Here is a 14650-nt window from a genome sequence, read left to right as displayed (position 1 = left end):
CTACCAAGCAATGGCGCCGTCACGGAAACAGATCAAGGTTCGATCCGCAGCCTGGCTTTCGACAGCAGGGTCAATGGACCGATCAAGGCTCCGACGCTCACGGCCAAGCTCGCAATGGCGGGGGCCCGCTTGCCGGACGGAAATCTCGACTCGCTCGATGCCTCGCTCACGGCGATCCCTCGCGCCGAGGCCAGCGACCTCGCTACGCATATCGTGCTGGATGTGAATTTGCGGGCCTTGGGTATCGCGCCGCGCGATCCTGGTCTCGCAACCGCCATCGGCAACAGCGCTTCGCTGGTGCTTCACGGCAGCACCGATCTGGGCGGCCACGCCACCATCGAGCGGCTGGAGATCGGCACGCCCACGGTCCAGGCCACCTATGCCGGTGACGTCAGCCCCGATCGGCTCCACGGCCGCGCGAACGGAACCATGCCTGACCTCGGCCGCTTCAGCGATCTCGCCGGGTTCAAGCTCAAGGGCTCGGTGGCGATCGGACTCGATCTCGACGCCGACCGCGCGCACGGCCGCTTCGACGCGAAATTGTCCGGCACCGGCGAGGAGATCGCGACCGGGCTCGCGGCGCTGGACGGGCTCACGGGACCGCGCGTCACGCTTGCGGCAGATGTCGGCGCGGATAGCAGCAACGATACCTACACAGTCCGCGACGTTTCGGTCGACGGTGCCCGTGTCGCGGTTCGCGCCAAGGGAACGGTAACCCGCGAGACGAGTGATCTGTCGGCGCATGTCAGCTTGCCTGATCTTGCCGCGGCCGATGCGCGCCTCACGGGCACGGCAGCTGTCGACGTCGGCCTGACCGGAGGGCTCGCTCGTCCCGGCGTGTCGTTCTCGGCCTCGGTGGATCACGCCACCGCGATGCGGCGCCCGATTCCGCACCTGGAGCTCGCCGCGACCGCCAGCGACTTCAAGGGACCTTGCACCGTCGATGCCAGGCTCGACGGTTCGATCGACGGCAAGCCGGCGCGCGGGATCATGCAAGTGAGCCGTCAAGCCGGCGACGCAGCTGCTTCGGCCTTCGCCGGATGGGATGCCAAAACCGTCGACATCGCGATCGGCTCGGTGTCCTTGAAGGGGGCAGGGACGATCGATGCGCAGAGTCTCGCGCGCGGACAGTTCCGCTTCGCTGCTGGCTCGCTCGCCGACTTCTCGCCGGTTGCCCTGATGGACCTCGCCGGCTCGGCGTCGCTCGATTTCGCCGCATCCGTCGATGGCGGCCAGCAATCCGTCCGTCTTGCCGGCAAGGGCGCGGCAATCCGCGCCGCCGGTGCCGCGATCCGCAGTTTCGATCTGCGCGCCGATGCGGCCGATCTCTACCGTCATCCGCTGCTCAACGCCGACGCCAAGGTCACCGGCGCCGAGATCGCCGGTCAGACCGTCTCGAGTATCGCGCTAACCGCGCGTGGGAACGCCGGCACCAGCAACCTTGGTCTGTCGGCCAATGCGGCCGGCTTCGATCTCGATGCCGCAGGGGTACTGACGGCTAAGGATCTCACGCGGTTCGATCTCAATCGCTTCACCGCGCGACGCGGCGCCAGGGCGATCGCGTTGCAGGGGCCGGCGAGCTTCACGCTCGACGATGGGAGCATGCGGATCGAGCATTTGGCTCTCGGCGTCGGCAACGGTCGCTTTACGGTTGACGGCAGCGTCGGCAAGACGCTCAACGTCAAAGCCATCGCCAGCGCAATCCCGCTCGGCGAGGCCGATGTCGTGATGCCGGGCCTGGGCCTTGCCGGGACGCTCGACGCCTCGGCGACGATCGCGGGCTCAACGAGCGCTGCGACAGGCCAGTACAAGGTGACCGTCAAGCAACTGACCACGCCGCAGAGCCGCAGCGCGGGCCTGCCGCCGATCGACGTCGCGGCGGATGGCCGCATCGAGGGAAGCCACGCAAGCATCGCCTCCACGATTGCCGCTGGAAAAGCCGGCACGATCACCGCCTCGGGCACGGTGCCGCTCGATGCGGCCGGGTCGATCGCGCTGACCGCGAAGGGCCGTCTCGACGCCGCTGTCGCGAATGCCGCGCTATCGGCGTCCGTCCGGCCGTATCGTGTCCGGCACCGTCGTGCTCGATGCGCGGCTAGGCGGCACGCGCGCCAAGCCTCAGATCGGCGGTGCCGCCACCTTGAGCGGAGGCACCTTCCGCGACAGTCTGCTCGGCACACGCTTCGACGGCATCGAGGCGAAAGTCAGCGCCGAGGGCGACCGTATCGTCGTGGAGCGCCTCACCGCGACGACGCCCAACGGCGGCACATTGTCGGGCTCTGGCCAGGTGCGGGTTGCGCCGGACGCCGGTTTCCCCGGCACGGTTTCGATTCGCGGACAACAAGCGACCCTTGCCGCCAGTGCGCTTGCGACCGCGCAGGCCAATCTCGCGATCGACGTCAGCGGTGCTCTGGCGCGCGATCCCCGGATCAGTGGACGGGTCGACCTGACCCACGTCGCCGTCGATATTCCTGATCGCCTGCCGTCGACGCTGAAACCGATCGACGGCATCAATCATGTGAACGCCTCGGGTCAGGCGGCTGCACGCCTCGCGACCGGCGCGCAAGGCCGAAGCCTTGAAGGGCAGCAAGGGGCGCGCGGCGCTGTTCGATGCCGCGCTTGACGTTTCGGTGTCGGCACCGAACCACGTCTTCATTCACGGCCGCGGGGTGACTGCGGAGCTCGGCGGCTCCGTGCATGTGGGCGGTACGACCAACGCTCCGGTACCAAAGGGTGCCTTCTCGCTCTATCAGGGCAAGCTGGCGGTGCTTGGAAAGACTTTGACCTTCACCAAAGGCAACCTCTCCTTCAACGGCGATCTTGCCCCCGAGCTCGACTTTGCTGCGGAGATCTCGGCCTCCGACATCACCGCGCAGGTCGGCATCTCCGGGCCCGCCGCCGCGCCGGTGTTCGCTTTCACGTCGCAGCCCGAATTGCCGCAGGACGAGATTCTGTCGCGCATCCTGTTCCAGAAGACGTCCGGCAGCCTGTCGACGTCGCAGGCCCTGCAGCTCGCGGAGGTGGCGGCGCAGTTCGCAAGGGGTGGTGAAGGGACAATGGACCGCATGCGCCGCTCGCTCGGCGTCGACAGCCTGGATGTGAGCGCCGGCGCAGGCGGCCCAATGGTCGGCGCGTCGCGCGCGATCGGCGACAGGTTGAGCGTGGGGGTGCGGACAGGCGCTAGCGCCAACCAGTCGGGCGTGTCGGCCAATGTAGACGTAACGCGCCATATCCGCGTGGAATCCGATGTCGACGCAACCGGAGCAACGTCAGTCGGAGTCGGCACGCGCTTTGAATGGTAAGTTGGGAACACTTTCTACCGAAGTCATCGCATGTGTCAGTGTCGCGTATCAAGCCTATCGACAAAATCAAACTTGCCCGAGAGGCTCGCAATTCAGATAAGCAAGCCGATAAATGCATCGAGAAGCGGCCTCGGCACCTGTCTGAGGGACGAACCGAGGCCGCTTCACAAGCGCCCGTGAAGAGAGCTCGCAAGTACGAATTTTCATGTCGAACGTGGCGATCTTTCGATCATCAGAGCTACCGCGACGATGTTCCGTCATTGATGGTTAATCGCTTCCGGCTTTCGTATGCGGGGGGTGCCAGCGAAAGTCCGCGCCACAGTAACACGGCGAATAAATCAAACTCGCCGGTTGAGGCCCATCGAATTCCGCCACAAGTACATGAGCAAATGCAGGATGGTTGAAAGCATCCACTGTGATCACTGCGAGGAAGAGTTTGCGCCGGAGGAGTTGGTCATTCTTGAGCCACCGTCCGGCCACGGTGAGCTGATTTGCGCTCGCTGCGTCGAAATCATGCTTCGTCGAGCATCGCGGAATTGCCAGATTGGCGACAGTCTATGTGCCTCTGAGTTTTGCCCCCGGCGAGGCCTATCAGTTTGACTGGAGCCACGAAGTGGTCCTGCTGAGCGGGGTCACGGTGATCGTGAAGGTGGCTCACGTCCGGCTTTGCCACAGCCGGATGCTGTTCGCGCGGGCCTATCCGCGCGAGACACAGGAGATGGTGTTCGACGCCCATGACCGGGCGTTTGCGCTGTTCAAGGGAGCCCGCAGGCGCAGCATCTACGACAACATGAAGACCGCGGTGGAGACGATCTTTGTCGGCAAGGGACGCCTCTACAATCGCCGCTTCCTGCAGATGTGCAGCCACTACCTGGTCGACCCGGTGGCCTGCACGCCGGCGTCGGGCTGGGAGAAGGGCCAAGTCGAGAACCAGGTCGGGCTGGTCCGCGAACGCTTCTTCACGCCACGGCTGCGCTTCAAGACGCTGGATGAACTGAACGCCTGACTACTCGAAAAATGCATCGCTTACGCCAAAGCGCATCGGCATCCGGAGTTTGCGGACCAAACCATCTGGGAAGTCTTCGAAGCCGAGCGACCAAAGCTCGTTCCGTATGCCGGCCGCTTCGACGGCTTCCATGCCGTGCCCGCCTCGATCTCCAAGACCTGTCTGGTGCGCTTTGACAACAACAAATACTCGGTGGCGGCGAGCGCAGTCGGACGCCCGGTCGAGGTCCAGGCTTATGCCGATCGCATCGTGATCCGCCAGGACGGCCGGATCGTCGCTGAGCATCAGCGGTCCTTCGGGCGCGGCGAGACGACCTACGATCCCTGGCACTATGTGCCGGTACTGGCTCGCAAACCTGGCGCCTTGCGCAATGGAGCTCCCTTCAAAGACTGGGTGCTGCCAGCCGCTATCGAGCGGATCCGGCGCAGGCTTGCCAGCACCGACGATGGCAATCGGCAGATGGTCGACATCCTCAACGCGGTGCTGACTGACGGTCTGCCCGCGGTGGAAGCCGCCTGTGCCGAAGCGCTCGGTCACGGCGTCCATTCCGCCGATGTCGTTCTCAACATCCTGGCCCGTCAACGCGAGCGCGCTCCACCGGCCAACATCATGACACCGGCTGCCCTGACGCTTCGCCATGCGCCGATCGCCGATTGTGCCCGCTACGACAACCTCCGGAGGACCATCTGATGGAACGGACCCAAATCTTCGACCTAATGAGATAGATCTTGCGAGCCTGGGCCTCGGTCACGCCGCGGCAAACCACGACGGTCGCTCCTGCTTCGGTGTCATTTCGTCGCTCGTCCTCCGCTCGGGGCTATAGGAACACAGGCCTCTAAGTCAGAGTTATCCGCGTTGTTGTAAGGAGTTCTGCGGTGGTCACCACGATGATCTCTGCAAAGGATCTAGAGCTGATTGCCCTTCGAGAGCTTCGAAGCGTTCTCGGGGGCGAATACATCGCCCATGTGGAAGTTGATCCCATAAGTGACGAGTGGCGTCTCAACGTGACCGCGCGGGACGGCGCCGATCTCGACCGCATACAGGAGGCAATCAAAACAACGACGAACAGGCTCAAGCAACGATACGTCCTGCGGACTGATTGGTGAGGCGCCGGTCGTCATGGGCCGACATCCTCCCCATGGATGACACCGGTTAGCCGCTCGTCCCGCTGGCCAGAGGGGGTCCGCACGAAGGCGAGCGCTACCGGCGAGGAGAAAATCCTCGGCTCGGCGCGGTTCTCCCGCCATAGCCGGCGCCCATTGACCAAGTCGTTGTAGGCGGGTGCGGGCTGCCCGATAGTTCTAGCGGCTTCCCACCCTCGCGGATCGGCGCGATCATTGGGAATGGGATCCAAGTCTCGCGAGTACATGTTCGGGTCGACGGTCAGCCATCTGGCCGAGCGTGCTGCCGATGCTCGACGGGATGCCGACATATTGGCCTGCCAGGCGTGGAACGCCCGCATGCTCGCCTTCCGGGGCCGGCCCAGCCGTCCCCGGCGCTCGGCGACGCGCTCAACGCCGCCTACCGATACCTCGAGGTGAAGTGCCTCGGCTGCGAGACCCACCAGACGGTCGCGCTGGATGTCGTCCGGCGGCCGAAGTGGACGCCGATCCACGAACTCGAGCGCTACTGCGGTGCAAGGGCTGCTCCCGCCAGCAGGGCCAGTCGTATAAGCGCAGTCATCTCGTGGCACTCCGGACCACAAAGATCTCCGTCATGAACCCGCCGTCGACCTGGTGGCCTGCGGAGCGGTAGAGCCGATGAAGAACTGACCTAGTCGCCAAACCGAACAAACCCGACGAAGTCCGGCAGGTTTGAATGCGACTGCGCAACATTCTCGATCCTATGCCTGGCCGATGGCATGAACCGTGCACGAGACTTGCTGCCGGGAATTTCAGTGTCCCGGTTCAGGAATAAACTGTCGCCTGGTGTGTGATTCTGAGACCAGCGGCCCGACAAATTGGGGAGGTATCATTGAACAACACCCTACCTCTACACGCCAGATTCATTGTTCGAAGAGGAAGCACCGACTGGATGGTTTACGATCGAGTACTTAAGGGACCGGCGCAGTTGGAAAAAGGTGGCCGTTTCGCCGAGAAACTGACGATGGAACAGGCCGAACACATCAAGCAGGCGCTCACGAATTCCCTCATTATGCAGGCGGGAGCGCGTTCGGTCTCTCAGCCACCGACGTCTACGGCTAAGCCTCGGTCGTGAAAGCGGTAATCGACCATCACATCGGTGCTCGCAAACCGCGAGATGAAAGCCACTCGGTCATCTGGGAGGCGTTGTCCGCCTGCCGCGCCTTGCGCAGGAGTCGTTCGCGCTCGATGCCCGGTGGAGTTCCTCTTGCCTCTTTGCGCCGGCGCTGAAGCGTTGATAAAGCGACGTGGAATGTTTGACAGGATGCCGTTGCTGCATGACGCACTTCCTTGCTTCGTGGAAGGCGGGAGCATGATGCTCTCAGTCACCGGTAAATTGCCAAGCGGCCGAGCGGTGATATTCAATATGTAGCTACCCAACCTCTATCAAAACAGGCCACCGCGCCGAATATTCGCGGCGGTGTCGGTTTGCGGACCGGGGCCAAAAAGCGGAGTGTGGCAGGATCACTGGCTTGTAGCTGGCCACCGTCGGCGCATACTCCCTCGATGACCGAGCAGCTACCAGCTTTCATGGCTTGCAAAAATCCCGGCACTGGCTGGAGGATCGATATTCTATGGCCCGATGGCGAAACGGAAGTTATCAAGGGCTTTGTTACGGAGCACGACGCGACCAAGTGGATTTCTGAGCACTCGACGACGTGGCAAGAAAATCCGGACCAACCGCGCTAGACAATTGACCCACCATTGGTGATCGCCACCCATAGGCGACCGATTCCTAGCGGCTTCTCTCCGCATGCGATCGGCGCCATCATCCGGCCATGCACCAGCGTCGATCCACGAAATGGTCCGGCCGCATCCTCCTGACCACAGGATGGGCGGAGATCGCGATGGGCCTCATTCGATAAAAAGTACCAAGTCATCTGATCCGGATCCATCCGCAGAACGTCACAAGATAAGAACTGGATCATCGTGTTGGAGGCGGGCACAGTTGTCTGGCCCTCGCCTGAAAGGCCTCGTGTTTCCCGAGCGACGCAAGATCGAAAATTGTAAGAAGATACGATGCCTCGCTCCGAGCCGAGCACTTCCTCGTTGTGGAAGGATACGACCCGCCTCTACAAGGCGAGGAGATAGGCAGGCTGATCGCGAATGCCCTTGAGAGCCGAATTGTAGACCGCGACCACGGTATGGCCCAGTAGAGAAGCTGCTACGTTCTTGCTCCAGATCAATCCAAACCTACGCTGGAAGGATAACATAACATTGATCAACCTTGGAAAGGAGATCAATTATGTCACGTAAAACCTTTATCGCTATTGCCGCATCTGCCATCATTGGAACGGGCTGTCTCGCGATGGTTTCAACTGACGCGTTGGCGCGCGGTGGTCGTGGCGCGGGCGGCGTTCACCATGGCGCTGGCGTTGGTCACCATGGTGTTGGCGTCGGCGCCCGTGGCGTTGGCGTACGGCCTGGAGTGGCCGTAGGCGTCGGAGCTGCTGCCGTCGGAGCTGCTGCCGTTCGCTGCGGATACGCGCCCTACCCACCGTGCTACTAACGCTATGGCAGAACCCGATCCCCGTTAAAGGGGACCGGGCTGCTGTTGGTGCGCGGTATTAGTCGCGATTGAGAGTTTGGCATCATCTCCTAGATCAATGCTTATCAGACCTGGGCGGGGTGAAGGAGCCACGAATGCCCTTGGCGAGATATTTTCTCGTTGTTGGCGCAGTGCTGCTCGTGCTGCTGTTCATTTCCAATGCATATCTTGCAAGGTCGCAAGTCACGGCAGGCGCAGATAGCAAACCTTTCATCATCCGCATTCATTCCGATCGGAAATGGCCGGAGCGCATTATTTATGATACCAGCGCCCCGAAAATCATTCCTCCGCAACTCGCGAGTACAGAGGGCAGCATCGTCGCCACGCCTTCGCTCATCGACGTTCCCGCCAGAACCAAGGAGCGGGATGCAATGGCGCAGCTGCGGCCGCCCGATGCCATCCAGCTACGACCGTCCGCATCAAGAATGCAAGAGTCAAAGCAACAGCGCTTTCGCAAAATTACAAAGAAACGTGCGAGGCCACCCGCATTGCAGGTCGCGCGGCAGTGGAGATTTGGGTGGTTCGGAAATGGCGTCTGGTAAGCCAACCTGGTCGACGCCTGTGAGACATTAGAGCTACATATCGATGGAAATTGGTTGCGCAGAAGGGCCGTAGCCCTGTGACCATTCGTCGGAAGCCGCTCGCATCGGCCTACTTCAGACGTATCGTGACTCCGCCCACGGCAGCCGATATCTTGGCGCCCACCTCCGGGCCGCTGAGCTCAGGATCACGTCATTGGCGTTCTGCAAATTGGATACCGCAAGGCGCCGCCCGCACAGGGCAGGAGCCCTCGATCGAGGCCGGGTCCTCTGAGATTGATGGCCCGACCGACAATCTTGGTAGTCGAGGCGCCGATCGTGAACCGACGCTTATGCCTGACACCGTAAACGCTTGCCGCGAAGGACGAGCACGCCCTCACCGCCGCCGACCCCAACGATGAATCCGCCTTTGGTGAAGATCACGCCGACTTGACCGGTTTCGGCACGCGATGGCGTAATGAAGCCAGCTACGCGTCCGAACATCTTCGCTACGAGACCATATATCGAGATTCAGCCAAAGCCGCATTGAAACTGCTTGAGGCCGGCAAGGATCGATCTCGTCTTCAGCGATATCGTGATGCCGGGGACCATCGACGGCGCCGGGCTGGCGAGAGAAATTCGCTCGCGGTTTCCCAAATTGCCGGTAGCGCTTACGACGACTATAGTGATGCTGCAAAGGCAGCTCTCCCAAACCTGAAAATACTGCGCAAGCCGTGCGATATCGAGGCACTCAGAGACTTCATCATATTGCGCCTCCGAGATCGCCGAGAACATCCGGTGTGCCTCTGGCGTCAAGCACGATCGACGCCTCGCACGGAAGTTGATCGGACGTTCTCGGCAGGCCGGTGTCCGCCCCTTCTCGGCTCCAAGACGACGTCCCTGAGATCATGTGGGTCGTATCGTCGCCGATATCTTGATGCTAGGCTCGACAACGGCAGGGTGCACCTGCTCCCTGCTTCACACTGGACGGGAGGACGACATGCCTGAGAGCGTCTACAAGGTCATTGAGCTGATCGGGTACCAGCAACGACTCCTGGGAAAAGGCCGCCACCAATGCGGTCGAGCAAGCTGCAAAATCTCTGCGAGATCTCCGCGTTGCCGAGGTCGTCAAACTCGATATGCAACTGGATGAAAAAGGAAAAGTAGAAGCCTATCGCGCCAAGCTCAACGTATCGTTCAAATTTGAGGGCACCTGAGCCTCACCACCTCGCCCCGCTTGCGGGGCGAGGTTTGGCTGGTTGGAGAAAGATGTCAGGCGCGGTCGCCGGATTTTCATACCTTTGTTCAGACCACATGGCTTGGAGACGCGCCTCGACCACGGCAGGGAGACAGAATGCCCAGCCGCCTCGCGCCCCAGGCATTTCCCTGGAGAGCGGCGGCGTAAGTGCTCCACTCGTTCGTCTCCTTCGTGCGACGCAAACCTCGAACCGCGCAGACAATGGCGCGCCGCCCAGGAGAGCATATTGCGATCCATGGATCCTGATTGCCTCGTTGTCTTAGATTTCCACGGTGTTAGTCTTTCGAAAACGCCCAAGGGAGGGAGCCATGGCAGATCGATCGACACAACCACCGACTTGGGACCCCCTCGTCATCGCAGGCCAATTGCACGCGATAGCGAAGCAGAGCCAATCGCTCATGCAGCGCTTTGCCGCGAGCCAGACCGACGCCACCAGGATCGGCATGGGAGACACCTCGACGCTCGGATTCGACTTCATCGACCTCATGACGAACGTGATGTCCCACCCTACCCCGGCCGCGAAGGCCCAGATCGACCTCTTCAACGAGAGCGTAGCGCTTTGGCAGAAGACCGCAGAGCGCATGTGGACAACGCGTCCTTCCGAAGCCGAAAAGCCGTCGGACAAGCGATTCAAACACCCGGATTGGACCGAGAATGCGGTCTTCAACTACGTCAAGGAGAGCTATCTCGTCGTCGCCAAGTCGATCCTTTCGACCGTCAGGGACGTCAAGGGCATGGATGAAAGCTCGGCTCGCAAGGTCGATTTCTACACCCGTCAGTTCGTCGACGCCATTTCTCCCTCGAACTTCGTCGCAACCAATCCTGAGGTCCTCAAGGCCACGCTGGATACCGGGGGACAGAACCTGCTCCGCGGGCTGGAGAACCTGCTTTCCGATCTCGATCGCGGCGACGGCCGCCTGTCGATCACGATGACCGATATGAAGGCTTTCCGGCTCGGCGAAAACATCGCGACGACGCCGGGAAAGGTCATCTTCCAGAACAACCTGATGCAGCTGATCCAGTACACTCCCTCGACGGCCGACGTTCGGAAGCGGCCGCTCCTCATCATTCCGCCGTGGATCAACAAGTTCTACGTTCTCGACCTCCAGCCGAAGAACTCGCTGATCAAGTGGGCGGTCGACCAGGGCCATACCGTATTCGTGATCTCATGGATCAATCCGGACGAGAAGCTCGCCGGAAAGGGATTCGAAGACTACATGCTCGAAGGTCCCGTGGCGGCTTTGGATGCGATCCAGAGAGCCACTGGCGAGCGGCAGGTCAACGCGGTCGGCTACTGCCTAGGTGGCACCCTGCTCGCCTCGACGGCTGCCTACCTTGCGGCGAATGATGACGACCGCATCGCAAGCGCGACCTATTTCGTGACGCTGGTGGATTTCTCCGAGGTCGGCGACATGGCCGTCTTTATCGACAAGGAGCAACTCGCCTCCCTGGAATGGCGCATGCGCGAGCGCGGATATCTCGAAGCCCATGACATGGCAACGTCGTTCAACATGTTGCGTGCGAACGACCTGATCTGGTCGTTCGTCGTCAACAACTATCTGCTCGGCAAGGAGCACCTTCCGTTCGACCTGCTGTTCTGGAATTCGGACTCGACGCGGATGCCGGCGGCCATGCACTCGTTCTACTTAAGGAAGATGTATCTCGAAAATCTTCTGGCCAAGCCTGGTGGCATTGTGCTCGCTGGCACGCCGATCGACCTGTCCAGGATCAAGATCCCGACCTTCATCCTGTCGACGCGCGAGGACCATATCGCACCTTGGAAATCAACCTACGCGGCCACGCGGCTGTACTCGGGTCCAGTCAAATTCGTATTGTCGGCATCAGGCCACATGGCGGGTGTCATCAGCGCGCCGGGAAGCAAGTATGGCCACTGGACCAATGACGAGTTGCCGGCCGATCCCGACCAATGGTTCTCCGACGCAGCCAGCCATCAGGGCTCCTGGTGGCCTGTCTGGGACGCCTGGATGACCCGCCTGGATGATGTGCGGGTTCCGGCGCGCCGGCCCGGCGGGGGCAACCTGCCCGTAATCGAGGACGCCCCGGGCGGTTATGTGCGCGTCAGAGCCGTCGCGTAACGACAGAAGCCAGTCCACCCGTCACGGCGGAGTTAAATACAAGAGGGGCTCAAGAAGCGCCGGAAACCCTAGGTGCGATGGGCAAGCGCGCACCGCTATCAAGCGTGAGTCCAGCCCGAACTGGCATCGTTGAGCCAGCGCCGGGTTGCGTCGTCGGACTAGCCGGGGACCGCGAACTGCCCGTGCGGAGCCGCGTCTTGGGCGGCAGGAACGAACACATGCGGCGCATGGAAGCGTCCGGGCTTGGCTCGATGAACGGACGCCGCGTTGGCGGACCCGCAGATAGCAATAGAAAGAACCACCGTCAGGGACAAAGGCAAGGCGGCACGCATCGCACTTCGCCTGATCACGTTGCGCACTGACTCGACTATGCTGCTATGGATCCGCCCCGAGCGACTGGCCGCCAAACTTGGATGGATCGTTGTAGCTGGGAACGTCGTGGTACCGAACCGGCGGCTGACGCAGCGCGTAGGCCGGGCCCGCAAAGGCGGCGAAGCTCGAGGCCACGCCGACAGGACGACGCGATGACGCGCGCGAGAATGATGCACTGTTGCCGCATCGGCGGATGCATTCATGTTATTCGGCGCACGGTTTGACCCCGGATCGCCGCCGAACGTTGACCCCGCCAACCTCGCCAAATCCCTTGAACCATCACCGGAATGTTCTTCACGTGTGGGGTCAATGATTGGAAGCCGATGGGGTCAAAGTTCGGCGCCTATTCACAACCGCCTTCAGCGTCGCCGCGTCGACCGCACCAGTAATCCGCATCCGAGCTCCGACAGCAAACTCGATCTCGATCGCCCCGCCGGCCGGCTCTACCGGACCAGGCGTCGCCCCCGGTTCCGGTACCTGTATCGCCGGTATGACGCTCGTGCGCTGATCGGCGGCATCCGGCGGCTCGGGACGAGACGCTCGCCGCCATCGCAGCAGCAACGAGCGCGAAACGCCATATCGCCGCGCCGTCGCCGCGACCTGGCGCGGCCTGTAAGCTCTCCAGGACGATCTCGAGCTTCTCGTCCTCGGGCCGGCGCCGTTCTTATGCTCCTCGAGCTTGAGGGACTAAGTCTCGTCGCACAGGACAGTCTTTGAGGGCACGTTGCGCACGGTCGCATCGTGGTAGGCCGCACAAGCTCGCCAGCGTCAACGAGCGGCTTCGGAATCGTGCTGAAAAGCACGTTTGTCGCACGCGAGCGTCTAAATGGCTCCGAAAGGCGTCTAAACGTTCGCACTCTGCGCTGATAGAGTGAGACGCTATTTGCTTGATCTTGCTGAGGGATTCATGGTGGGCGCACCAGGGCTCGAACCTGGGACCCGCTGATTAAGAGGCAGCTCCTTTATGGGTTGTTGCAAATACTTAGCTATAAAATCCCCTCTCGGGGCGGTCATATACATCAATAGGTTACAGCCGGATTGTAAATCATAGTCCCTGCCCTCAGCTTCTGCGCCAACGCAAATAGGGAATGGAAAGATAAATAAAAACAAAGGAGTTCGCGCGTGCCTGACCCGTCGCGTGAGTTCGAAGATGCCTAATCTCAAGAACATCTCGCCGCTCACCTGGGTGCTCGACCGCTGCCGATAAGTCGCCACCGGACTAGGCTGGCATCGCCAGCCCGCTCCACGGCCTTCCCTCACGGTTTTTGAGGCTGCGCTGGATGCCCAGCGCGGATGAGTTTCCGACAGCATGCTCGCTTTTCAAGGCCCGGTACAGCCAATCGCCTGCGCTTAGCGACGCGTCAGGCCCGCGGCCCGCGAAACCGTTTTCACCAGCTGGCGAAACCGGCCGGAAACACTCGGCTGATACCACATCCCCCAAAATGATAAGGGGAAGTGTCATGATGGAAATCGCGATCATCGGTCTGCTGTTTGTAAGCACCATCATCTTTGGCGCTCACGCTTACGACGCGATCCACAGCCATTGAAGAGTCGTGAGAGCCCCGGCGACGACGCTGCCGGACGACATCACCAGGGCTCATCACGCGGATTGCCCCCTAGAGGCCGCATCTGTTCGTCCGCGGCCGAGAAGGTGATGGTCTTCAAAATTCCGGGAGCCAGCGCTTCAGCTCTCTTTACCCGGCCAATATTTCGCCTTGGTGGCGATCCAACGCTCCGGATCGGCTTCCGTATCGAAGTCTCCGATGTGAGAATCCGGCCCATTGCCAGTCTTGACCGCCACAAACCAGCGACCATTCCTTGTCTTTTCAGGCTGAAAGTGAGGTGTCTTGATCGTCATGCCGCTGAAAATGCGATGTTGGCCCTCAACATTCCAGAGCGCTGCGACAGCACGAAAGCATAGCCCATTTGGAGCATGCTCTTCTGGCACAAAATGTATGGCCCAGACGAACTATCAGAATCGCAAGGCTGTCGTTGTTCGACTTGCAATAGATCAGGCTCGCTCCGTACTCGCGCGGATACAACGAACACGCTCTGAGGCCCATCATGGGCAACTCAGCGGATAGCGTACGGGGAACTTCGCTATGCTAACGATATCCAGGCAAGAGATAGAAACGCTCATATGCAAGTGTGACGCTTGCGGTCGCTACATGGCCTTGTTGGCCGAGCTACCGTCCGTTGGCAAGCACGAAGCCGTCCATGTATTTCGTTGCCATGGCTGCAATTCGGTGAAGTCGGTGCAAGAGGCTCGGCGCTAGTACGAAATGCTCACCGCCGACTGCGGATTGCGGCGCCAGGGACGCAATCGAACGACTCTACCGCAGCTGCGCCCGCGCTGACGCGACCGATCGCTTTGCAAGGTTACGGTGGTGGTAACCATGCCCCGCACG

At 61.3% G+C, this 14650-nt stretch carries 10 protein-coding genes and 4 pseudogenes; 7 read left to right on the top strand and 7 right to left on the bottom strand.

What is annotated here, in order from left to right:
• Complete coding sequence (locus tag ACVWW1_RS00810; protein WP_456654486.1) at positions 1-1338, bottom strand: hypothetical protein; 1338 nt, start codon at positions 1336-1338, stop codon at positions 1-3.
• Positions 1339-1407: 69 nt separating this feature from the next.
• Positions 1408-1617 carry a hypothetical protein gene (locus tag ACVWW1_RS00805; RefSeq protein WP_456654485.1) on the bottom strand — a complete coding sequence of 70 codons (210 nt, stop codon included), beginning with the start codon at positions 1615-1617 and terminating at the stop codon, positions 1408-1410.
• Between the two features lie 415 nt (positions 1618-2032).
• Between ACVWW1_RS00805 and ACVWW1_RS00800 the strand changes: the two genes are divergently transcribed.
• The 3 genes and pseudogenes from ACVWW1_RS00800 to istA form a co-directional block, all read left to right on the top strand.
• Entirely contained in the window at positions 2033-2623 is a 591-nt protein-coding gene (locus ACVWW1_RS00800; protein WP_456654484.1) for a translocation/assembly module TamB domain-containing protein, read from the top strand.
• On the top strand, positions 2577-3302 hold the full coding sequence (locus tag ACVWW1_RS00795; protein ID WP_456654483.1) for a translocation/assembly module TamB domain-containing protein: 726 nt from the start codon (positions 2577-2579) through the stop codon (positions 3300-3302). Before ACVWW1_RS00800 ends, ACVWW1_RS00795 begins: the two co-directional genes overlap by 47 nt.
• Before the next feature lie 547 nt (positions 3303-3849).
• Positions 3850-4998 (top strand): annotated as a pseudogene (gene istA, locus ACVWW1_RS00790) (IS21 family transposase); the annotation flags it as partial.
• A 215-nt stretch (positions 4999-5213) separates the two neighbouring features.
• On the opposite strand, the gene ACVWW1_RS00785 reads toward istA, so the two are convergent.
• A complete protein-coding gene (locus ACVWW1_RS00785) occupies positions 5214-5429 on the bottom strand; it encodes a hypothetical protein (RefSeq protein WP_456654482.1) in 216 nt (71 codons plus the stop codon).
• A 222-nt stretch (positions 5430-5651) separates the two neighbouring features.
• Here ACVWW1_RS00785 and ACVWW1_RS00780 point away from each other — a divergent pair.
• Both ACVWW1_RS00780 and ACVWW1_RS00775 read left to right on the top strand, forming a co-directional pair.
• Positions 5652-6063 (top strand): annotated as a pseudogene (locus ACVWW1_RS00780) (hypothetical protein).
• 2030 nt (positions 6064-8093) lie between these two features.
• Positions 8094-8540 (top strand): hypothetical protein, encoded by a 447-nt coding sequence (locus ACVWW1_RS00775; protein WP_456654481.1) that lies wholly within the window; start codon positions 8094-8096, stop codon positions 8538-8540.
• Positions 8541-8649: 109 nt separating this feature from the next.
• Here ACVWW1_RS00775 and ACVWW1_RS00770 read toward each other — a convergent pair.
• Both ACVWW1_RS00770 and ACVWW1_RS00765 read right to left on the bottom strand, forming a co-directional pair.
• Positions 8650-9020 (bottom strand): annotated as a pseudogene (locus ACVWW1_RS00770) (hypothetical protein).
• A 27-nt stretch (positions 9021-9047) separates the two neighbouring features.
• Positions 9048-9311 carry a hypothetical protein gene (locus ACVWW1_RS00765; RefSeq protein ID WP_456654480.1) on the bottom strand — a complete coding sequence of 88 codons (264 nt, stop codon included), beginning with the start codon at positions 9309-9311 and terminating at the stop codon, positions 9048-9050.
• A gap of 302 nt (positions 9312-9613) precedes the next feature.
• Between ACVWW1_RS00765 and ACVWW1_RS00760 the strand changes: the two are divergent.
• Together ACVWW1_RS00760 and ACVWW1_RS00755 are read left to right on the top strand one after the other, a co-directional pair.
• Positions 9614-9733, top strand: a pseudogene (locus tag ACVWW1_RS00760) (dodecin domain-containing protein); the annotation flags it as partial.
• A 349-nt stretch (positions 9734-10082) separates the two neighbouring features.
• Positions 10083-11870 carry a PHA/PHB synthase family protein gene (locus ACVWW1_RS00755; RefSeq protein ID WP_456654479.1) on the top strand — a complete coding sequence of 596 codons (1788 nt, stop codon included), beginning with the start codon at positions 10083-10085 and terminating at the stop codon, positions 11868-11870.
• A 1591-nt stretch (positions 11871-13461) separates the two neighbouring features.
• Here ACVWW1_RS00755 and ACVWW1_RS00750 read toward each other — a convergent pair.
• On the bottom strand, positions 13462-13749 hold the full coding sequence (locus tag ACVWW1_RS00750) for a hypothetical protein (RefSeq protein ID WP_456654478.1): 288 nt from the start codon (positions 13747-13749) through the stop codon (positions 13462-13464).
• Between the two features lie 177 nt (positions 13750-13926).
• On the bottom strand, positions 13927-14100 hold the full coding sequence (locus ACVWW1_RS00745) for a hypothetical protein (protein ID WP_456654477.1): 174 nt from the start codon (positions 14098-14100) through the stop codon (positions 13927-13929).
• Positions 14101-14650 lie beyond the last annotated feature (550 nt).

The sequence above is a fragment of the Bradyrhizobium sp. JR3.5 genome (assembly GCF_054057015.1).
The sequence above is the reverse complement of the archived record's forward strand: the minus strand, read 5'-3'. Positions and strand labels throughout refer to the sequence as shown.